Annotated in this window: 16 protein-coding genes; 4 read left to right on the top strand and 12 right to left on the bottom strand. The window is 58.6% G+C overall.

The genetic code is table 11. The annotated features are described in order from the left end of the window. The first annotated feature begins 4 nt into the window (after positions 1-4). Together mfd and GYM47_RS07450 are read left to right on the top strand one after the other, a co-directional pair. Positions 5-3,454 (top strand): transcription-repair coupling factor, encoded by a 3,450-nt coding sequence (gene mfd / locus GYM47_RS07455; RefSeq protein ID WP_194928588.1) that lies wholly within the window; start codon positions 5-7, stop codon positions 3,452-3,454. Positions 3,455-3,552: 98 nt separating this feature from the next. After that, entirely contained in the window at positions 3,553-4,686 is a 1,134-nt protein-coding gene (locus GYM47_RS07450; protein WP_153843806.1) for a L,D-transpeptidase family protein, read from the top strand. 99 nt (positions 4,687-4,785) lie between these two features. Here the strand turns inward: GYM47_RS07450 and GYM47_RS07445 are convergent, their stop codons facing one another. From GYM47_RS07445 to GYM47_RS07420, 6 genes are all read right to left on the bottom strand, one after another. Next, a complete protein-coding gene (locus GYM47_RS07445) occupies positions 4,786-5,049 on the bottom strand; it encodes an Lpp/OprI family alanine-zipper lipoprotein (protein ID WP_016914087.1) in 264 nt (87 codons plus the stop codon). 224 nt (positions 5,050-5,273) lie between these two features. Continuing rightward, entirely contained in the window at positions 5,274-5,906 is a 633-nt protein-coding gene (locus GYM47_RS07440) for a L,D-transpeptidase family protein (protein WP_153843807.1), read from the bottom strand. Positions 5,907-6,091: 185 nt separating this feature from the next. After that, a complete protein-coding gene (locus tag GYM47_RS07435) occupies positions 6,092-6,556 on the bottom strand; it encodes a 2-hydroxyacyl-CoA dehydratase (RefSeq protein ID WP_153843808.1) in 465 nt (154 codons plus the stop codon). 119 nt (positions 6,557-6,675) lie between these two features. Next, positions 6,676-7,137, bottom strand: a complete 462-nt coding sequence (locus tag GYM47_RS07430) for a DUF6586 family protein (protein ID WP_153843809.1) — start codon at positions 7,135-7,137, stop codon at positions 6,676-6,678. Then, on the bottom strand, positions 7,134-9,761 hold the full coding sequence (topA, locus tag GYM47_RS07425) for a type I DNA topoisomerase (RefSeq protein WP_153843810.1): 2,628 nt from the start codon (positions 9,759-9,761) through the stop codon (positions 7,134-7,136). Before topA ends, GYM47_RS07430 begins: the two co-directional genes overlap by 4 nt. Before the next feature lie 321 nt (positions 9,762-10,082). After that, positions 10,083-12,467, bottom strand: a complete 2,385-nt coding sequence (locus GYM47_RS07420) for a DUF3141 domain-containing protein (protein WP_153843811.1) — start codon at positions 12,465-12,467, stop codon at positions 10,083-10,085. A gap of 278 nt (positions 12,468-12,745) precedes the next feature. Between GYM47_RS07420 and GYM47_RS07415 the strand changes: the two genes are divergently transcribed. Together GYM47_RS07415 and lipA are read left to right on the top strand one after the other, a co-directional pair. After that, complete coding sequence (locus GYM47_RS07415; RefSeq protein ID WP_153843812.1) at positions 12,746-13,744, top strand: LysR family transcriptional regulator; 999 nt, start codon at positions 12,746-12,748, stop codon at positions 13,742-13,744. Positions 13,745-13,924: 180 nt separating this feature from the next. Next, positions 13,925-14,977: a lipoyl synthase gene (lipA, locus tag GYM47_RS07410; RefSeq protein ID WP_153843813.1), complete on the top strand. Its 1,053-nt coding sequence runs from the start codon at positions 13,925-13,927 to the stop codon at positions 14,975-14,977. A gap of 45 nt (positions 14,978-15,022) precedes the next feature. Here the strand turns inward: lipA and lipB are convergent, their stop codons facing one another. The 6 genes from lipB to rodA all read right to left on the bottom strand — a co-directional run bounded on the left by lipB (position 15,023) and on the right by rodA (position 20,568). Next, entirely contained in the window at positions 15,023-15,691 is a 669-nt protein-coding gene (gene lipB / locus GYM47_RS07405) for a lipoyl(octanoyl) transferase LipB (protein ID WP_153843814.1), read from the bottom strand. Between the two features lie 2 nt (positions 15,692-15,693). Beyond that, complete coding sequence (locus GYM47_RS07400; protein WP_139528126.1) at positions 15,694-16,005, bottom strand: HP0495 family protein; 312 nt, start codon at positions 16,003-16,005, stop codon at positions 15,694-15,696. A gap of 105 nt (positions 16,006-16,110) precedes the next feature. Next, positions 16,111-17,310 carry a D-alanyl-D-alanine carboxypeptidase family protein gene (locus tag GYM47_RS07395; RefSeq protein WP_139528127.1) on the bottom strand — a complete coding sequence of 400 codons (1,200 nt, stop codon included), beginning with the start codon at positions 17,308-17,310 and terminating at the stop codon, positions 16,111-16,113. 69 nt (positions 17,311-17,379) lie between these two features. Beyond that, a complete protein-coding gene (locus tag GYM47_RS07390) occupies positions 17,380-18,345 on the bottom strand; it encodes a septal ring lytic transglycosylase RlpA family protein (RefSeq protein WP_153843815.1) in 966 nt (321 codons plus the stop codon). Beyond that, a complete protein-coding gene (mltB, locus tag GYM47_RS07385) occupies positions 18,338-19,363 on the bottom strand; it encodes a lytic murein transglycosylase B (protein ID WP_153843816.1) in 1,026 nt (341 codons plus the stop codon). The genes GYM47_RS07390 and mltB overlap by 8 nt, the downstream gene beginning before the upstream one ends. Positions 19,364-19,407: 44 nt before the next feature. Then, positions 19,408-20,568, bottom strand: coding sequence for a rod shape-determining protein RodA (gene rodA / locus GYM47_RS07380; protein ID WP_139528130.1), 1,161 nt, complete (start codon positions 20,566-20,568; stop codon positions 19,408-19,410). Position 20,569 lies beyond the last annotated feature (1 nt).

Here is a 20,569-nt window from a genome sequence, read left to right as displayed (position 1 = left end):
AATTATGTCTTCTTTCTCTCTGCTCGAACCGCCTCAGCCGCAAGGGATACGCGACACGCTTTACCTGAAAGCGCCGCCGGGCAGTGCGACTGCCTTGGCGCTCGCTCAGACAGCCGCCCATGCGCCACTGCTGGTGATCACCCCCAACACAGCCAGCGCGCAGCGTCTGGAGCAGGATCTGGCGTTTTACAGCAGCGTGCCCGTACTCCCCTTTCCCGATTGGGAAACGCTGCCCTATGACAGCTTTTCGCCGCACCAGGACATCATCTCTGCTCGGCTGAGAACGCTGCGCCAATTGCAAGATGGTGTGCGCGGCATCGTGCTCGTGCCGATCAATACGCTCATGCAGCGCCTGCCGCCGGTCTCCTATATCGCTGGCCGCGTAATGACGCTCAAGGCTGGCGCTACGTTAAACCGCGAGACGTTTCGTGAATCGCTCTCCCGGGCAGGCTATCGTGCGGTCGAAACGGTGTACGAGCCAGGTGAGTACGCCATGCGCGGCGCCATCATCGACCTGTTTGCCATGGGCATGGACGAACCGATCCGCATCGATCTCTTCGATGACGAGATCGATACACTGCGCCACTTCGATCCTGGCAGTCAGCGTTCTACGGACAAAGTCGACACCATCGAGCTGCTGCCCGCACATGAGTACTCGCTGAGTCGTAGCGCGATTGCCTGCTTCCGCGAACAGTTCGAAACGCTCTTCGACGTCGACCCGCGCCAGTGCCCACTCTACAACGACGCGCTGAAAGCGATCCCCTCTCCCGGGCTAGAGCAGTACTTACCGCTGTTCTTCGATGAAACCGCCTCCCTGTTCGAGCACGTCACCGACGACACCCGCGTCGCCCTTCTGCCAGGCGTATTTGAAGCTGCCGAGCAGCACTGGCAGGCCATCGAATCGCGTTATGTCAATCTTGGCGTCGACCCGACGCGCCCGCTCTTGCCGCCCCATCGCGCTTTTTTCCCGGTCAACGAGGTGTTTTCCGCCATCAAAGCGCGGCCGCGCCTGGAGCTCACCGAGGACGACAGCCAGCGCCACGCGCTGAGCCCACTGGCACAAGCCCTACCTACCCTCTCGATCAACGCCCGCGCCAAGCAGCCGTTGAGCGAGCTGGCCAATTTTTTGGAACAGCACTCCGACACTCGTGTGCTGTTCGTCGCGGAATCCCGCGGACGACGGGAAGCCCTGGAAGACGTCCTCGCTCCGCTGACACTGTCGTTGCCTCATAGCGACAGTTTCCAAGCGTTCCTGGCCGACACCCAACGCATGGCGATTACCGAAAGTTTGGTCGGCTGCGGCCTCTGGCTCACCGAGCCGGATGTGGCGGTGATCAGCGAAACCGAGCTGTTTGGCGACGTGGTGCGCCAAAGCCGTCGGCGGGAAAAGGCCACCGACGACAATGAATTGGCGGTAAGACACCTCTCAGAATTGCGCGAGGGCGCGCCGGTGGTTCACCAGGCCCACGGCGTGGGTCGCTACATGGGGTTGGAAACCCTAGAGGCAGGCGGTCAGGCCAATGAGTTTCTTGCCCTCTCCTACGCCGACGGCGCCAAGCTGTATGTGCCGGTGGACAGCTTACACCTCATCTCCCGCTACAGCGGCGCCGATGACGAGCTCGCCCCACTGCACAAACTAGGCTCCGATCAGTGGGAAAAAGCCCGTCGCAAAGCCGCCGAGAAAATCCGCGATACCGCTGCCGAGCTGCTCGACATCTATGCGCGCCGCGAAGCCCAGCAAGGCGTGATCTACGAAACGCCTGGGGAGGAGTACGTGCGCTTCGCGGCCAGCTTCCCCTTCGAAGAGACACCCGACCAGCAGGCGGCCATCGAGGCCGTCATCGGCGATATGGTGTCGCCCCAGCCGATGGACCGGGTGGTGTGCGGCGATGTGGGCTTCGGTAAAACCGAGGTCGCCATGCGGGCGGCATTCCTCGCCGTGCAGTCCGGCCGACAAGTCGTGGTACTGGTGCCCACCACCCTGCTAGCGCGCCAGCATTTCGAAAACTTCCGAGACCGCTTTGCCGATACCGCCGTCAATATCAGCTTGATCTCGCGTTTTACCGGCGGCAAAGAGATGACCCAAACGCTGGAGAGCATCAAAAGTGGCCAGACCGATATCGTCATCGGCACCCACAAATTGCTCTCAAAAAGCGTCGAACTACCCAAAATGGGGCTGTTGATCATCGACGAGGAGCACCGCTTTGGCGTCGCCCAGAAAGAGAAGCTCAAAACCCTGCGAGCTGAAATCGATATTCTCACGCTAACGGCTACGCCGATTCCTCGCACGCTCAACATGGCCATGAGCGGTATCCGCGATCTGTCCATTATCGCTACGCCTCCCGCTCGGCGTCTGTCGGTCAAAACCTTTGTGCAGCAGCGAGACAACAGCGTCATCAAAGAGGCGCTGCTGCGGGAGATTCTGCGCGGTGGCCAGGTGTACTTTTTACACAATGAAGTCAAAACCATCGAGAACGCGGCTGAACAGATTCGCGAACTGGTACCCGAGGCGCGCGTGGCCGTGGCCCATGGTCAGCTCCCTGAACGCAGTCTCGAGCGTGTCATGTCAGACTTCTATCATCGCCGTTTCAACGTGCTGGTTTGCTCGACCATAATCGAAACGGGGATCGACGTCCCCAGTGCCAATACCATTCTGATCGAGCGGGCCGACAAGTTTGGCTTGGCGCAACTTCACCAGCTGCGTGGCCGCGTGGGACGCAGCCATCATCAGGCTTATGCGTATCTACTGACGCCGCCCCCCAAAGCCATGACCCGCGATGCGGTCAAACGCCTCGAAGCCATCAGCGCGTCCGACGATCTCGGCGCAGGCTTCACACTGGCCAGCCACGATATGGAAATTCGCGGCGCAGGCGAGCTACTGGGCGACGAGCAGAGCGGACAGATGGAAACCATCGGCTATACCCTCTACATGGAGATGCTGGACCGGGCAGTAAAAGCGATTCGCGCAGGCAAAACCCCCAATATCGATGCCCCCTTCAATACCGGTGTCGAAATTAGCCTTAATCTGCCCGCCTTGATCCCAGATGACTACGTGCACGATGTACAGCAGCGTCTGGTCATGTACAAACGCATTGCCAACACTCAGTCGGATGCCGAGCTGAAAGAGCTCCAGGTGGAGCTAATCGACCGTTTCGGCCTACTCCCCCAGCCGTTGAAAAACCTGATACGCCAAACCAAGCTACGCCACCGAGCCGAGCAGCTCGGCGTGGCCCGCATTGAAGCGGGCGAACAGCGCGGGCGAGTGATCTTCAATAGCAGCACCGAGATCGACCCGCTAACGCTTGTCACCCTGATCCAGACATCCCCCCAGCACTACCGCCTGGACGGCTCTGACACCTTACGATTTGAATTTCCAATGGAATCGGCCGAACAGCGTTTCGAAAAGATCGAAACCCTGCTCACGACCCTCAATCAAAAAGTAGCGGCAGCGTGAACCTTGGGGCAAACTTATGTTTAAGCAGCACACATCGGTTACGCAACGCTGCCTGTTACCATGCGTACCAGCCGTGCATACATTGACTAGGATCGACCATGACCATTCGTAAGACTATCACCCGTTGGGGCCCCACTAGCCTAGCCGTATTGCTAGCAGCCAGCCTGGCGGGCCCCGCTCATGCTCAACCGTCGGCCGAACAAGCCGAGACGGCGGTGGCCATCACCGGCGATGCCGCTGCCAGTGCCGAGCAGGTTGCCGACGCCCGTGAATTGCCGCGTGGCCATTTCCGCTTACCCGAACATGGCGACATCATCGGTGAGTACTACACCGTCACCGTCGATAATCCGGAAGAGACGCTGATCGACATCGCACGTCGCCATAATATCGGTTACGAAGAGATTCGCATGGCGAATCCAGACGTTAGTCTATGGGTACCGGGTGAAGGTACCGAGGTAGTGATTCCGGCGCGCTACATTCTGCCGCCTGCGCCACGTGAGGGCGTGGTGGTCAATCTCTCCGAGCTGCGCCTTTACTACTACCCTGCCGACAATCCCGGCATTGTGGAAACCTACCCTGTCAGCGTTGGCCGCGAGGAGTTCGCAACTCCGGTAGGCATCACGCGGACCACGGTCAAAGTCAAAGACCCTGCTTGGGCACCGCCCGCCTCGATGCGTCGTGAAGCGGCTGCAAGGGGCGAGCCCGCACCCGCTATCGTTCCACCAGGGCCTGACAACCCGCTTGGCCGTCATGCCATCTTGCTGGCTATGCCGAGCTACTTGATCCACGGGACCAATCGTCCTGATGGCGTGGGTATGCGTGTCAGCCGTGGCTGTATTCGCATGTATCCGGAAGATATCGAATCGCTCTACGAGCGTCTGCCTAGCGGCACTCAAGTCAACCTGATGGACGCACCGTTCAAAGCGGGTTGGGCAGCTGACGGTACGCTGTTCGTGCAGTCTTATCCGCAGCTGGAAGAGAACGTCGGTGACTTCGAGCCGCTGCTCAATGCCATCGAGCGCGTCAGCGAACTTGCTGAAGATCAAGCGGAGATAGACTACGAACAGGTCAAGCGTGCGGTAGAAGCGCCAAATGGCCGTTTCGTGGCGCTTTACGGCCCACAGGCACCTGCTCCTGAGCCGGAACCCGAACCGCAGCCCACACAACAACTGGAAGGGATTTTGGAGGGTGTCGAGCTCTCCACTACCGTCCGTGTGGAAGGCGATGCCTGATAAGGCAAACGCCAGACAACAAAAAACCCCGCCAAGGCGGGGTTTTTCACATCTACAGCAGCCACCGAACATGCATCATGTCCGGTGGCCCAAGCAGAATTACTTCTGCATGGAACGCTGGAACATGCGGTTCATTTCTTCACGGTTCTGCTCAGACATCTGCAGAGCAGCTTGCGCGTCGCGCTGAGCTTGGTTTGCAGTGTTCAGAGCTTGTGAAGCCATGCTGCGAGCTTCTGCAGCGTCAGCTTGTGCAGATTCAGCAGTCATGCGAACTTCTTCCAGAGCGCTGGTAGAAGCACAGCCAGCCAGGATTGCCAGAGAAGCGGCAGCGGCAGTCATCTTCAGAGCAGTCTTCAGAGTCATAGTGTTCTCCTTGAGTCTTCCTTGGGTACTACGTTAAGGGTATGACAAAAAATAAGGCTAAAACGTTAGCTTAAATTTGTCTACCTGCGGTGCAGGTTCGTTACAGCGACTTGTACCAGGGTTACGTACCAGGGCACGCAAGTCAAACGCTGTTTTATAATAGACCACAGCGGTTGTCTATAGCCACGTGTTCAAAACCTAGAACTTCCTTCAACAACACAAGCCTAGCGGATCACCACGCGAGTGCCAACATCTACTAGCTGGGCGACTCGCTCGATCTCTTCGTTGGTCACCGCCACACACCCTTGGGTCCAGTGGAAGTTACCGTGAATGTCTGGATCACCGCCGCCGATCCCGTGAATGCCAATAGCGCCTCCCAGCGCCGTATTTTGCGGGGGAGAGCCAAAACGCCGGTAGTGATCGAAGTAGGCCTCGTAATCCGCTTGGGAGTAGATACCTGCGTCGAGCGCCATTCGGGCGTGAGGTGGCGTAGGATAATCGATACCGATGAAGATATGCCACTGACTTTCGTAATTAAATCGATTGATCCGAAACTCGCCCAGCGGCGTGACGTTATCACCTCGAACACGCTGGGTCTTGGCCCCACCACGGCCTAGAGAGATAGGCGCGAAGCGTTCGATCAACGCATTGCCACGGAAAATACTCAGCGTAGCTTCTTTATCGTCGATCAGCACCCATAGCTCATTGCTATGGCGCGGCACTGGCGCACGAGTAAGCAACGTCGCCACTAGGTCGGGCGGCGCATAGTCGTCGACGGTGCTGGTCGTCGCAGCGGTGGCTACGGCGGGCCAGCTCAGGGCCATCGCTAAAAATCGGCGGCGGTTCACAGGCATCATTATGGCTCTCAAAAAAACGGGCCAGCGGTGCTGACCGACAATACGTTAATGATGGCTGTTATACCTTAAAGATGCCGCCATTGTCAGCGTATTAGCAAGCAATATGCGTTGATAAGCATCGCTCGCTCTACACGATGCGCCAGCAAAACGGTGCGGTCGATGGCGCTACATCGAGCAGCCCGCACTTAGAGATCGTCGAACTCTTGCATGCTGACGACGAGCTTGCGAGCCTCTGCGTTGTGGCCTTGAGCAAGAGCATTGAAAAACGTTTCCTCTGGCTCGATTTTGGCTCTTGACGCCCGATGCTCATAGAGGCTCTGAAGCTTACGATGAGCCTCTACTGCCGTCTCGGTCAGCTCATCGATGGAGCCCGCCACACTCTGCTCGGCAAGCGCTTCCAGCTCAGGGGGCTGCGGGAAATCGCTGGAATCATCGAACCAGGTCTCCAGTACTTCGCGGTGGTCTGAGCCATCATGAAACAGCGCTTCTAGCCCCGTTTTCATTTTCAACTCGCTGTCCGCTAAATAGCGTAGCGCCATGGCCAAACGTTCGTGCTCGGCTTGACTGGCAGCATCGCTATACTGACGCGCCATACGAGCATGATAGCCTGTCGCCCACTCGATGAGATCCTTGACTTGGTTGTAGCGCATCCGTGTCTCCTCTGTAGTTGTGTTAAGGACCTGAGGGCGAATCAGCCCATTTCAAGGCTAACGCACAGCGCCGATTTCCTCATCGCGCCTCCCTCGACCCTATGTCAGCAAAGTGCGATCTACCACTCCTCGCTGGTCTCTCTCAGCGAAGCGATCTCTCGTTTGGCAGCCGCTAGGTTGTCCAACAGCTGCTCTGCCAGCGAGCGCTGGCTGCCAACGGCGATCATGGCAGGGTTCTGCACGGTGCGCCGTGCGGCCCCTTCGTCACTGTGCAGCTTGTCTAGCTGCCCCACGAGCCAATGAAGCCAGTGGTCGGGTTGATGCATGGCGTCACGCAGACGCTGAAGCTCGGCCACATCGGGCCCGTCATTGGCGAGTAGCGCGCGCCAGTCATGGTTCGTCAAACGTGCGTGCTCGGTCACCTCTTTGAGCAGCGAGCCCAGTGCTAGCTCGAACAGCGCCAGCGCGCTCTCCTCGATGGCCATCCGACGGGCAGGGCTGTGCTCGTCATCGCCTACCGGTAGGCCTACCAGCAGTTCGGCCTGATACAATAACTGGTTAGTACGGGAACGCGGGCTCACTTGCGTTTATCCTCCACGTGCCATTTGCCGCCTTCGAAGGTTGCTTTCCACCCGGTCGCTTTACCCTCTTCGTCAGTCATCACGTACTGCTCTTTGTTTTTACGTGAGTAGCGAATTTGCGCAGGACGACCATCCGGGTCTTCACTCGGCGCTTTCAAGATGAAGTGGTACTTCTCCGGCAGCTCATCGGCATGCGCTTTGAGTTCCTTGACCAGCGGCGGGCGTGTTTCCCGGTTTTTAGGGAATTTACTCGCCGCCAAAAACAGTCCGCTTGCCCCATCGCGCAGTACATAGTGGTCATCTACCTTTTGGCAGGCCAGCTCCGGCATGGGGATGGGGTCCATTTTGGGCGGTGCTACTTCGCCGCTGCGTAGCAGCTTACGGGTGTTTTTACACTCACTGTTGGTGCAGCCAAAGTACTTGCCAAACCGCCCGGATTTGAGCTGCATGTCCGAGCCGCACTTATCGCACTCGATGAGCGGGCCGTCATAGCCTTTGATCTTGAACTTACCGCTTTCGACTTCGTAGCCTTCGCAGTCAGGGCTGTTACCGCAAATGTGCAGCTTGCGGGTTTCATCGATCAGGTAGTTATCCATGGCCGTGCCGCATTTCGGGCAGCGGCGCTTGGCGCGCAACGCATCGGTTTCCGCCTCTTCACCGGCATCTTCTGCCACCGCTTCCTCGCCAGGAATCAGGTCGATGGTCGTCTTGCAGCGCTCTTTGGGCGGTAAATTGTAGCCACTGCACCCCAGGAAGACGCCGGTCGAGGCCGTGCGAATCTGCATTTTTCGACCACAGCTCGGGCAGTCGATGTCGGTAGGCACCGGCTGGTTGGGGCGCATGCCCTCCTCGCTTTCGGCCTTCATCAACTCCATGCGGAATTCATCGTAGAACGCGTCGAGCAGCGCCTGCCAGTTACGCTCGCCTTCGGCCACCTCATCGAGGCTATCTTCCATGCGCGCCGTGAAGGAGTAGTCCATCAGATCCGGGAAGGATTCTTTTAGCCGCTCGGTGACGATGTCCCCTAGTTTTTCGGCATAGAAACGGCGGCTCTCCAGCTTTACATAGCCGCGGTCCTGAATGGTCGAGATGATCGACGCGTAGGTCGAAGGGCGCCCTATGCCCTGCTTCTCTAGCTCTTTGACCAAGCTGGCTTCGGTATAGCGAGCAGGCGGCTTGGTGAAATGCTGCTGTGGATCGAGCGTCTCGAGACGCATGTTCGTGCCGGTCGGTAGGTCCGGCAAGCTTTGGTCTTCATTTTTGCCGGTGGGTTTCATCACTCGTGTGTAACCATCGAATTTCAGCACGCGGCCTTTGGCTCTCAGCTCATAGCCATCCACTTCCACACTCAGCGTACTGGAGAGGTATTCGGCAGGCGTCATCTGGCACGCCACGAATTGTCGCCAAATGAGCTCGTAGAGACGTTCGGCGTCGCGCTCCATGCCAGAGAGATCCGTTGCTTTACGCTCGACACTCGAGGGCCGGATGGCCTCGTGGGCCTCCTGAGCGCTCTCTTTGCTGCTGTAACGGTTGGGCGACTCGGGCAAATAGCGCGCCCCATACTCATCACCAATAAACGAACGAACGCTCTCAACTGCATCTTTAGAGAGGTTGGTAGAGTCAGTACGCATATAGGTGATGTAGCCCGCTTCATAGAGGCGCTGAGCCATGGTCATGGTTTTCTTGACCGAAAACCCTAATCGACCACTGGCAGCCTGCTGAAGTGTCGAGGTAATGAACGGCGCAGTGGGCTTGGAACTGGTCGGCTTATCCTCGCGAGAGGTGATCGACAGCTTGGCTTTACGCAACTGAGCGATGCGCTCCATCGTCTCTTGTTCGGACGTAGGGCGAAACGCCTTCCCATCTTGCCTCGCCAGAGCAAACCGCACCAGCTCGCCTTCTGGGGAGACGAGGTCCGCATGCACATCCCAAAACTCTTCGGGAATGAACGCACGGATCTCCCGCTCACGCTCGACGATCAGGCGCACCGCCACCGACTGCACGCGCCCAGCAGAGAGCCCTCGAGCAATTTTTGCCCACAGCAAAGGCGACAGCATGAAGCCCACGACACGATCGAGAAAACGACGTGCCTGCTGGGCTTCGACACGGGGCAAGTTAAGCGCGCCAGGCGCTTTAAAGGCATCTTGAATGGCGTTCTTGGTAATTTCGTTGAACACCACGCGCTTATAGCGGCTGTCGTCGCCCCCAATGGTCTCGCGAAGGTGCCACGCAATGGCTTCCCCTTCGCGGTCCAAATCCGTCGCGAGATAGACGGCATCGGCTTTCTCGGCAAGCTTTTTGAGTTCGGCGACGACCTTCTCTTTACCGGGCAGCACCTCATAGTGAGCTTCCCAGCCGTTATCGGGGTCGATACCCATACGCCGAATCAACTGATCGTGGGCCTTGCGCTTTTTATACTCAGCCTTCTCTTCCGCCGACATCTTACGCGTTGCCGCGGCTTGGCGAGCGCGCTCCTTCGGGTCGGAGGCTGCCTTGCCTGAGCCGCTGGTCGGCAGGTCACGGATGTGGCCCACGCTCGACTTGACGATGAAATCGTTGCCGAGATACTTATTGATCGTCTTCGCTTTCGCGGGCGATTCGACGATGACCAGTGACTTGCCCATAGTGCTCCACTTTCCTATTGCCCAGGCGCTGTCGCCCATGCTCTGAATACGTTGCCGCCACCACCTTGGCATGACGACCATGAAAAAATGCGCCTACCCTACCCCAGCCCTTGATGAAGCGCCAGTAGCAACCTAACCGGGAAATGCAGGGTTGACGCTTCGCATCGTCAGTGCGTCACACTCGAAAGATAGGGGATGCCGTTTTATCAAGGGGTAGCTAGACACTAGACTGCCGCTTGCCGCTCGGCAACCCAAACAGTCGCCTTGCATAAAAAACGCCCCCACGAGTGAGTGGGGGCGCAGCGACGTCAGGCAAGCGTATTATTGCTTGCGCTGGGTTCCTTTTCGCTGGTTTGGCGCTCGACGTGAAGGCTTTTTAGCAGCTGTATCGCTGGCCGTATCCGGCGCGGCGTTAGCAGGGGCCACCTCCTTTGTCTTGGCACTTTCGACGGAGGCGTTCTCAGCCTCGCCGGACGCCTTGGCTGCAGGTGCGCTCACGGCTTTGGGGCGCGCCTTGTCAAACAGAGCCTTAACCTGCTCGAAGCGTTCGGCCGCGTGCTCCGAGAGCTCACCGCTCGCCGCAAACACGTGTTCGAGGTGAGTGATATAGCCATCGATGCGCTCGTTGCTTTGACCCTTCAGCAGCGTGGGCAGCGATGCTAACGCTTGCTCCCTATCGAGCTTCAGAATGAAGAATTGCTCGCGAACCAAACGCTTGAACTCACTAAGCGAAGTGCTCGGCTCGAGTTCTGCGCGTGATGCACGCAACCGCTTGAAGTTGCGCTCGTCGGTGGCCGGTGCACCGCCAAGCACGTAAATAACGGAGCGCATCACGGCCTCATGAGGCCCCCCCTGGGCAATTTTGTGGCGCAGCTCGTTTTGACGATGCTCGATAAAACGGCGGTGCTCAGGCTCGGCGCCCGGACGGCGACGATGGACGTGGGCATCGCCGTACAAGCCGACGGCTGCTTGCAGAAGCGGCTGACCGTAAATATCCATGAACATCCGCTCAGTGCTGCTATCGCGCAGATCTCGCCAAGCATCCAAGCTCGCCACGATCTGATCGGACGCCATGCTTTCCAATGCTTTGAACATATTGTCCTGTTCGACCGGCTGACGATGACGACGAACGTACTCTGCCATGACGGGTAGCGGCACCGTCAGCGGATTGCGATCTGAGAGGAGCTTGTATCCTAAGCGGATGGGATGCATGCGCCGAATCCAGCGGGCAGCTTCAGGTGTCATGACAGCCTGTAGCCAGGGCTGCAGGTAAAGGCGGTAAAGTCCCAAATTGATTTCGGAGATACGCGCGACCGTCGCAAAGCGCCGATCATCCTCGGGCTTGTGCATCACGTCTTGGTCGAGTTCTGCGAAATTACGTGGCGTGAACTCCAGCAGGTAGTCCCGCTCGATCAGTTCGGCATCCGTACGCTCACTGGCATGGGAGATGGTCGTCTCGTAGAGCCCCGGCGGCATGACGTCGATATAATCCATGTTCGCCGTGAACTCGGAGTGCTCTTTACGCGAGACGCTACCAGAAACGAAAATACCCAAATGGCCGGTGGTATCGTGCAGGCAGTAGATGATCGTTTGCTCGTTGGCGATGATGTCTTCCTCGCCTTCGTAAAGATCACGAATCCAGCCCAACGCTTGGGGCGGCGGCGTAATGTCATCGCCACGCGAGCAGAACACCACGACCGGCGAACGCACGTTGCGCAGATCGATGCGGCGACCGTCGCGAGTGACCAGTTGCGCGGTTGAGAGACGATTGCCCACGAATAGGTTGTCGACGATGTACTGAATTTCGTCGCCGCCCAATACCACGTGGCCTCCCCACCAACGTTCGAACTCCAAGTAGCGCTTGGTTTCGGTATCCACGTTGGCGTAAAGGTGGTACTGCTTCTTCCAGTAGGTGTTGGCCGGATTGAGGCGCTCGAAGTTCTGTACCAGCCAAGCGCCGTCGAACAGACCATTGCCGATATCGCTGGTCAGCGCCGTGATCCAGCTACCGCCCGTCATGCCGCCGGTGTAGCGCATGGGCGCTTTACCGTGCTCGCCTGCCCAATAAGAGAGCGGTGCTCCGGCAATCAGGATCGGGCCGAAGACATCGGGCTCCAAAGCGGCCGCCATCATGATCTGCCAGCCTGCCTGACAGTTGCCGACCACCATGGGTTTTTCGGTGGTTTCTGGGTGCAGCTCGATGACGTGGCGTAAAAACGCCACTTCCGCCTCGACCACGTCCTCGACGGTTTGGCCCGGCTCAGGGAAAGGCAAGAAGCCAATGAAGTAGCAAGGATGTCCCGCTTTCAAGGCAACACCAAGCTCGCTGTCCGGCTTGAAACCGCCGATCCCAGGACCATGGCCCGCGCGGGGATCGACCACCACGAAGGGACGTTTTTGTGGGTCGACCTGGACATTACTAGGCGGAAGAACGCGCAGCAGCTCATAGTTCGTCGGGTTGGGCAGCGTACGCCCATCCATCAAAACTTCTGTCTCGAACCCCAACACATTGGGCTTGGTCTGCTCCATGTGCGCTAGGTATTGGTTACCGCGTTCACGCATGACATCCCAGTAAAGAATGTTACGCTCGACGCTATCTCGCCAGTAGTTCATGGCCGCACGTCCGAACCCAAAGGGGTCCATCATGCTTGCGAGCGTGTCACTGCTCGATGTCGACGCCAGTAGTGGGTTTGCGAGAAAGTTCATAGAGTCTCCCGTTGGGTTGATGCTGGGCACCCGTCCCGAAGCAATGATGCTGCAATGCAATATAGTTTAGGCCACTCCCTGCCTAACGTCGATGATTACCGCCCGCTTTTGTACTTGCCCCTCTTTAAGCCACCCGCACCAGAGTCGTAACCCCAGCTTTCAAAGCGGTAGCGCTCAATCAGTGGTAGCATTTCACCGATGACGCCGCGCTTATCGCTAGCAGTGGCACGCAAAGCGCCTGCGCATCTCACCTAGAGGAAGCTTACCCCGAGGTAATTATGTCATCCCCCACGCTGCTCAACCGCTTAACGTTCCGTCAGTTGCAGGTGTTTCAAGCGGTACATCGTCAACGCTCTTACTCCCGAGCGGCCGAGCAGCTAGGCTTGACCCAACCTGCCGTGAGTGCGCAGATGCGTCAGCTAGAGCAAGCCGTTGGGCAGCCGCTGTTCAAGTACGCGGGAAAAACACTTCACGCTCTCCCTGCTGCCGATACGTTGGCGCTCTCGACCCGGGAAATTTTTGGGCAGCTCTCTCGTCTACAAATGAGCCTTTCAGACATTAACGGCAAAATCAGCGGCAAGTTGAACGTCGCTGCCGTCTCCTCCGCGCAGTATGTCGTGCCCTATGTGCTGGCTAAATTTCGCTCACGCTATCCAGACGTGCAGCTACGGCTAAAGGTCTGCAATCGCAGTCAGGCACTCGAACGGCTGGCCGAGCAGCAGGATGACATCGTTATCATGGCCATGGTGCCCGAGGACGATGGCTTAGTGGTCATGCCGATCCTCGAAAACGAATTGGTAGCGGTGGTATGGCCAGAGCATCCACTGCTCAGCATGCCTCGCCCGACGCTGGTCGATTTCGCGCGGCATTTCGTGCTGATGCGCGAACCAGGATCAGGGGTGCGCAGTGCCTTCGAGCAGCTCGCCGTGGATCAGGAAGTGGGGCTGGCCCACCGTATCGAGCTGGGCACCAACGAAGCTATCAAACAGGGAGTCATGGCTCACCTGGGCGTCGCCGTGTTGCCCCGTTTAGCCGTACAGCGCGAGCTCGAACAGGGGTTGCTAGCCACCCTGGCACTGCCCAACTTCCCCATTCGCCGCGCTTGGTGCACGGTGTATCGCCGCGACCACTTCCCGACGCCAGTGGCCGAGCTTTTCTTACGCTTCGTCCGTGAGCATCTAGGCGAGTTCCAGCGCCACTTTCAGGCCCCGGCTAGCCCGCTACCCAGTCATGGCGTTTCCTGCCTACCCCCTCTCTCATTGGCAAACGATGAGTAGCGGTACACGGTGTCTTGTTGATGTTCAGATATGTTACATTATCTACAACCTACGTATCAGTTAGCGTTACTCAGGGCATGGCAGGCAGTCGCCGAGCGACTCCGTTAGACAAACGTGGTTTGCAGCGTACCTCGTGCGATCGTTCCCTTTGCCAGCCGCACAGTAGAGAGGCTCTCTCCTATGAGCAACACCCCTTCCCAGCGCGTGCCCAGCGGCGAAAAATTCCGTAACGAACACGGCATGACGGTGATCAAAGACGGCATGAAGCAGCGCAAAGCGCAGGTGGATGCCCCGTCACTCGAGCGCAAGCCTAAGTGGCTGCGCGCGCAAATTCCCGGCGGCGAGCGATTCGAAGCCGTGAAGAAAAACGTGGCCACTCACCGCCTGAGCACCGTTTGCGCCGAGTCCCACTGCCCTAACATGGGCGAGTGCTGGAGCAACGGCACCGCGACCATCATGCTAATGGGTTCCGTATGCACGCGTGCCTGCCGATTCTGCGCGGTGGACACGGGCAACCCGAAAGGCTGGCTGGACCACGAAGAGCCCGAGAACACCGCGAAGTCCGTCGAGCTGATGGGGCTGCGCTATATCGTGCTGACCTCCGTCGACCGCGACGACCTCGACGACGGTGGTGCCACTCACTACGCCAACTGCATCCGTGCCATCAAAGCGCGCACGCCCGATGTCGTCGTGGAAGCTCTCACACCCGATTTCGATGGCGACAAATCTGCCATCGAGCGCGTAGTGGACTCGGGATTGGAGGTGTTTGCCCAAAACGTCGAAACCGTCGAGCGGCTGACCAGCAAAGTGCGCGACCCTCGCGCTGGCTACCGCAAAACGCTCGACGTATTGGCCCACGCCAAGCAGTATCGCCCCGACATCATCACCAAAACCAGCTTGATGTTGGGGCTGGGAGAAACGGACGAAGAGATCCTGCAAACCTTCGACGATTTGCGTGAGATTGGTGTCGATATCGTGACGCTGGGGCAGTACCTGCGCCCGACGAAAAACCACCTAGCGGTGGAGCGCTGGGTCAGCCCCGACGAGTTCGAGCGCTATCGCGTACTGGGACTTGAGAAAGGCTTCATGGAAGTGCCTTCTGGCCCGCTGGTGCGCTCCAGCTACCGGGCAGACCGCGTGTTCGAAAAGAACAACTTGGGTCTTGCCGCTCCTGCGGCCATTCCAGGTCAAGAGCCGGACAGCAACCGCATCCCCGCCTTCAACGTCGGCTAACTCGCCGCGGACTGCCTGCATACAGCGCTCTGCAGGCAGTCTTCGTTACGCAGGCACTACCAGGCTACGCTTCAGTCGCGCGGCCAACGCCTGCGCAAGCCGTTCGCCAACGTCTTTAACATTAGCCCCGTCTTGTCCATGAGAGAGATCGACCAAATCGGCAAGACGAGTGACCTGCATACCCGCGTAGCCACAAGGATTGATACGCGCAAATGGCGACAGGTCGCCGTCGACGTTCAGCGCGACGCCATGGTAGCTGGCCCCACGACGAATACGCAGGCCGAGCGAGGCGATTTTGGCCTCCCCCATGGCCGTTTCTACGTAAACCCCCGGCGCATCGGGCTTGGCCCAGCCGCGCACTCCATACGCGTCTAGCACGTCGATCACTGCATTTTCGAGCGCCGTGACCAAGTCGCGCACGCCGATCTTGCCCCGACGCACGTCCAGCAGCGGATAGAGGACCACCTGCCCCGGCCCGTGATAGGTAACCTGTCCGCCCCGGTCGGTATTGACCACGGGAATATCGCCCGGCATCAACAGGTGTTCTGGCTTGCCCGCCTGCCCTTGGGTAAATACAGGCTCATGCTCGACCAGCCAAAATTGATCCGCCGTGTTTTCATCGCGCGTGTCGGTAAGCTCACGCATGGCTTCCCATACTGGTAGATAGGGGCGATGGCCGAGGCGATGCAGAGCAATCGGGGCGTCGTCGGTCATGGTCATACCACCATGTGCACGCGGCCAGTGGCCTTCAGCTCGTCGAACAGTTGGCTCAACTGCTGCTCCCCTGTAGCCACGATGGTGACTCGAACGGACTGGAAACGACCATTGCGACTATCCACGACTTCCAACGTGGTCTCATCGAAGTCAGGCGCGTGACGCACGATGACTTGGCACACGGTGGCTGGAAAATCGTCAGCCGCATCGCCCACGACCTTTAACGGGTAATCGCACGGGAAGGTAATTTTGGGTGGCTCTTTCGCCACGGGCTGGCGTAAATCACGCAGCCCTTGCTTGGCACCTTTTTTCATAACTCGCCTTTACATTAAGTGAATCGTTGGGCTAATCCCAATAAATAAGGCCCAGCCTCTCACAATACAAGGCGTATGTGAGAGGCTGGGCCCAACACTGGCCGTTTAGCTGGTGAAATTACTGATCAAGTTGCTGAAGAAACGCTGCACTTGATCGAACAGGCGCTTGAACAGCCCACCCTCTTCGATGTTTTCCAGCGCGACGAGCTGGCGCTCCCCCACCATCTCTTCGCCTAGATAGACTTCCAGCGTACCAACGTCGTCACCTACTGCCACGGGCGCTTGAATGTCAGCATCCAAATTTAGACGGGCGCGGAGCTCTTCATTGCGATTGCGGGGCAACGTCATGAAAACTTCTTCATCCACCCCCACACGTAGCTCGTTGATGTCCCCGCCCCACACGCGCGGCGTTGCCAGCACGGCGCCGCGCTCATAGAGCTTCATGGTTTCATAGAAACGGAAGCCATAGCTCAGAAGCTTTTGCGATTCCTGGGCACGCGCCTCATCGGAACTCGTGCCCATCACCACGGAGATCAGACGCATGCCATCACGTTGCGCCGAAGAGACCAGGCAGTAACCTGCTTCGGTGGTCCAGCCGGTTTTCAGACCGTCTACGGTCGGGTCGCGCCACAATAGGCGGTTACGGTTCGGCTGATCGATGCCCGCAAACGAGAAGTTACGCTGTGAATAGATGGCGTAGTGCTCGGGATAGTCGTTGATAATGTGACGAGACAGACGCGCCATATCATGGGCGGTCGAGTAGTGATTCTCATGGGGCAAGCCAGTGGCATTCATGAAGTGGGTATCGTTCATGCCCAAACGCGTGGCGTGCTGATTCATTAGGTCGGCAAACGGCGCTTCACCGCCCGCCAGATGTTCTGCCATGGCCACGCTGGCATCGTTACCAGAGACGATGATGATGCCATGAAGCAGATTATCCACCGAAACACGATCGCCCACTTCGATGAACATCTTAGAGCCGCCGGTGCGCCAAGCGTTTTCGCTGATATTGACCATATCGGTCAGGTTGATGGTGCCACGATCCAGCTCGCGTTCGACCAGGTACGCGGTCATCAGTTTGGTCAAACTTGCTGGCGGCAAACGCTCATCGGCGTTGTGCTCTGCAAGAATGCGACCACTGTTGGCGTCCATCAAAATCCACGAACTCGCGGCAAGCTGCGGTGGTGCAGGGATGATCGTTTGGGGTTGAGGGATCACCTGAGCCATCGCCGGGGCGACGACGGCCGTCATCGCTGCGAAGAGGCAGAGCTTGGCGGTACGGCGGATTGACATCATTACATTCATCACATACTTCTCACTGACAAAGAAAAATGGCGGCGCATGATACGCCACTTGGGCACATGTTGAGAGCGATTATCTCACGACAAATACTTGAGGAAAGCCTGCGCGACGAAGTTCTTCACGAGCCTGTGTCTCTTGACTGGGACTGACGGGGCCGACCTGAACGCGGTGAACGTCGGCCTCACTTTGCACTCGAACGCCGTGGGGTAACTCATCCGACAGCCGCTGTTGTAGCTGCTGCGCTCCTTCGGCACTCCCCAGCGCAGCCACCTGCAAATAGACGGCATGACCACTGCTCGGCTCGGCTGACGCCGCCCTAACAGGCCGAGTCTCAGAAACAGGCGTGGAAGCCGCAACGGCGGGGGCCGCCGATGTGGCTTGGGGGGACGAAACGCTGCCCCCTCGACCACGCTCGGCTAACCACTGAGCAGGGTCGATCGCCTCGACGCGCACGGGCCCGGTTCCGTTATCGAGAATCCCCAAGCGTGCTGCCGCCGCATAAGAGAGGTCGATTTCACGATCGCTATGGAACGGGCCGCGGTCATTGACGCGAACGATCACCGAGCGTCCGTTGTTCAAACTGGTGACCCTGGCAAAGGTGGGCAGCGGGAGCGAGCGGTGAGCTGCCGACATTTTGTACATGTCGTAAATCTCACCGTTGGACGTGGCGTAGCCGTGGAATTTTTCACCATACCAAGACGCCGTACCCTGGCGCGCATAGCCGCGCGAGTCGGGGAGCACGTGATAGGTTTCGCCCCACACTTCATAGGTGGAACGGTTGCCCGCCCGGGAAGGCGCTTCGATTCGCGGCTCGGCATCGGGTACGGTGCTGACATCCGGCGGCGCCACCGGGTAGGCATCCCCTGACATGGCGTAGCGCTCACCACTGGCGGCCGCCGGCGAATTGGATGCTGGGCTGGCACCGCCTACGTCTCCCGCCACTCTTTGCGGTGAAGATGAGCTGGCGCAGCCGCTGATCAAGGCCGCGAGTAACAGCGAGCCGCTTAACAGGCGCACATCGATCCGCAGTTTAATCATTCTCGGCCTCGGTTTGCTGCTGGATAGCTTCTGCCAACTCGGCGACCGCCATGGCGTAGAGGTGGCTGTGGTTATAGCGCGTAATCACGTAGAAGTTGAACTCCCCCAGCCGATAGCGCTCTTGGCCGTCGGCGACCTCAAGCAGCAGTGGCACCACTGGCGTATCGGGCGTTAAGGAAGTTTCCGTCACCACACCCTGCTCAGCGGCTTCGGCAGCCGTCGTGCTTGGGCGCACCGTCTGATTGAAGCTCAGCGCTTCAGGGAGCTCTTCAGGACCTTCGGCTTCATGGTAAATCGCGCCGCCTCGTTGCCAACCATGCTCGGCGAAGTAATTGGCAACGCTACCAATCGCATCGACTGGGTTATTCCACAGATCGCGCTTCGCGTCACCGTCAAAATCGACGGCGTAAGCTTGATAGCTGGTAGGTATGAATTGAGGGTAGCCCATGGCTCCTGCATAGGAGCCGTAGAGCGACTCGGGTGCCACCTCTTGCTGATGGGCGATGGTCAAAAAGGCCGCTAGCTCGCCGCGAAAGAAATCGCCGCGTACCGGGTGGTGAAATGCCAGCGTGGCGAGAGAGTCCAACACTTTATGACGCCCTTTGTGGCGACCGTAGTAGGTCTCTACACCCATGATGGCGGTAATCACTTCCGGCGGCACGCCGTATTCCGATTCGGCACGCGCCAGCGCATCGGCATGGGCCTTGATGAACGCGGCCCCTTCGTCGATACGCTGCTCGGTTAGAAAAATATCGCGATACTCGAACCAGCGCAGCCGACGCTCGGCCGCGCCTGCCATGGCATCCAACACTTCCTGTCGATAGCTTGCCTGAGCCAGCGCTTGCTCCAGCCACGCATTTGGCACGCCCTGCTCGGCCAGCTCGTCAGCCAATTGCTGGGTTTGCGGATTATGCTGCGGATCGAAACTGACCGTTTCCTCAGCGACGACCGCCGGGGCCGAACACGCTACTAGCATGGCAATGGCATAGCCACCCGCTTGACTTCGCGCCCTGTTCATTTGCTCACCACTCCTGTGAATTCATACTGCCACGGCCTTGACCGTCAGCGTGGCAGTAACCGCCGATGGGCGTGTATGGACATGAGGATACCGAACCCCGCTAACAAGGTCACGCTAGAGGTGCCGCCATAACTGACCAGTGGCAGCGGCACGCCCACCACCGGCAAGATGCCACTCACCATGCCCACATTGACGAATACATAGATAAAAAACGTCAGAATGATACTGCCTGCGAACAGGCGACCAAAGGTATCTTGGGACGATGCCGCCAGCCACAGCCCGCGGCCCACGATCATCACATACAGCGTCAGCAGCACCATCATACCCACCAGGCCAAACTCCTCACCCAACACGGCGATAATGAAATCGGTATGCCGCTCGGGCAAGAACTCGAGTTGGGACTGGGTACCTTCTAACCACCCTTTGCCCCATAGCCCACCGCTGCCGATGGCCGTAGTGGATTGTATGATGTTCCACCCGGAACCCAGCGGGTCGCTATCGGGGTCTAGAAACGTCAGCACCCGCTGTCGCTGATAGTTGTGCATGTTCATCCATAGCACCGGTAGGCCCGCCGCGCCCAGCGCTGCGACCAAACCGATCAACTTCCAGGAAAGCCCTGCCAGCAGCACGACGATCACCGCCGCGCTGGCCACCAACAGCGAGGTACCAAGATCTGGCTGAATGGCCGTTAATACGACCGGTACACCAATGATCACCGCGCAGACCACGATATCGCGAAGACGAGGCGGCAACTGGCAGCGGTTCAAATATGCCGCCACCATCAGCGGCACCGCCAACTTCATCATCTCCGAGGGCTGAAAACGGATGACGCCAGGAATCTCAAGCCAGCGCTTGGCCCCCATGCCGATATCGCCAGCAATTTCTACCGCAATCAGCATGGCAAGGCCCACCCCGTAGGCCAGCGGTGCCCAGCGTAAAAACGTCGAGGGGGAGAACTGGGCGATGATCACCATACCCGCCAGCGCCACGCCAAACCGAATGGCCTGGGCGATGACGGTATCGAGCCGCTGCCCCGAAGCGCTGTAAAGCACCAATAGCCCGGCGCTCATCAGCACCAGTAGCATGCCGAGCAGCCAGGGGTCGAGGTGGATACGTTCCCACACACTTTTGCGCCGGGCGATACCGCTGTCCGGCGGACGCGTTGGATAACGCCGCAACGAACGGGTAATCAGTTGCCAAGGCATC

It is taken from the genome of Vreelandella piezotolerans (assembly GCF_012427705.1).
GTDB lineage: Bacteria > Pseudomonadota > Gammaproteobacteria > Pseudomonadales > Halomonadaceae > Vreelandella > Vreelandella piezotolerans.
Note: the sequence above shows the minus strand (reverse complement) of the source record. Positions and strands in the feature narration are given on the sequence as shown.

Coding starts and splice junctions, on each gene's coding strand:
- topA (WP_153843810.1), bottom strand. CDS start 9,761: ATGGGCAAGTCACTGGTCATCGTCGAATCGCCCGCGAAAGCGAAGACG.
- GYM47_RS07390 (WP_153843815.1), bottom strand. CDS start 18,345: ATGATTAAACTGCGGATCGATGTGCGCCTGTTAAGCGGCTCGCTGTTA.
- GYM47_RS07445 (WP_016914087.1), bottom strand. CDS start 5,049: ATGACTCTGAAGACTGCTCTGAAGATGACTGCCGCTGCCGCTTCTCTG.
- GYM47_RS07435 (WP_153843808.1), bottom strand. CDS start 6,556: ATGCGCTACAACCAAGTCAAGGATCTCATCGAGTGGGCGACAGGCTAT.
- mltB (WP_153843816.1), bottom strand. CDS start 19,363: ATGAACAGGGCGCGAAGTCAAGCGGGTGGCTATGCCATTGCCATGCTA.
- GYM47_RS07395 (WP_139528127.1), bottom strand. CDS start 17,310: ATGAATGTAATGATGTCAATCCGCCGTACCGCCAAGCTCTGCCTCTTC.
- mfd (WP_194928588.1), top strand. CDS start 5: ATGTCTTCTTTCTCTCTGCTCGAACCGCCTCAGCCGCAAGGGATACGC.
- rodA (WP_139528130.1), bottom strand. CDS start 20,568: ATGCCTTGGCAACTGATTACCCGTTCGTTGCGGCGTTATCCAACGCGT.
- GYM47_RS07400 (WP_139528126.1), bottom strand. CDS start 16,005: ATGAAAAAAGGTGCCAAGCAAGGGCTGCGTGATTTACGCCAGCCCGTG.
- lipA (WP_153843813.1), top strand. CDS start 13,925: ATGAGCAACACCCCTTCCCAGCGCGTGCCCAGCGGCGAAAAATTCCGT.
- GYM47_RS07450 (WP_153843806.1), top strand. CDS start 3,553: ATGACCATTCGTAAGACTATCACCCGTTGGGGCCCCACTAGCCTAGCC.
- GYM47_RS07415 (WP_153843812.1), top strand. CDS start 12,746: ATGTCATCCCCCACGCTGCTCAACCGCTTAACGTTCCGTCAGTTGCAG.
- lipB (WP_153843814.1), bottom strand. CDS start 15,691: ATGACCGACGACGCCCCGATTGCTCTGCATCGCCTCGGCCATCGCCCC.
- GYM47_RS07440 (WP_153843807.1), bottom strand. CDS start 5,906: ATGATGCCTGTGAACCGCCGCCGATTTTTAGCGATGGCCCTGAGCTGG.
- GYM47_RS07420 (WP_153843811.1), bottom strand. CDS start 12,467: ATGAACTTTCTCGCAAACCCACTACTGGCGTCGACATCGAGCAGTGAC.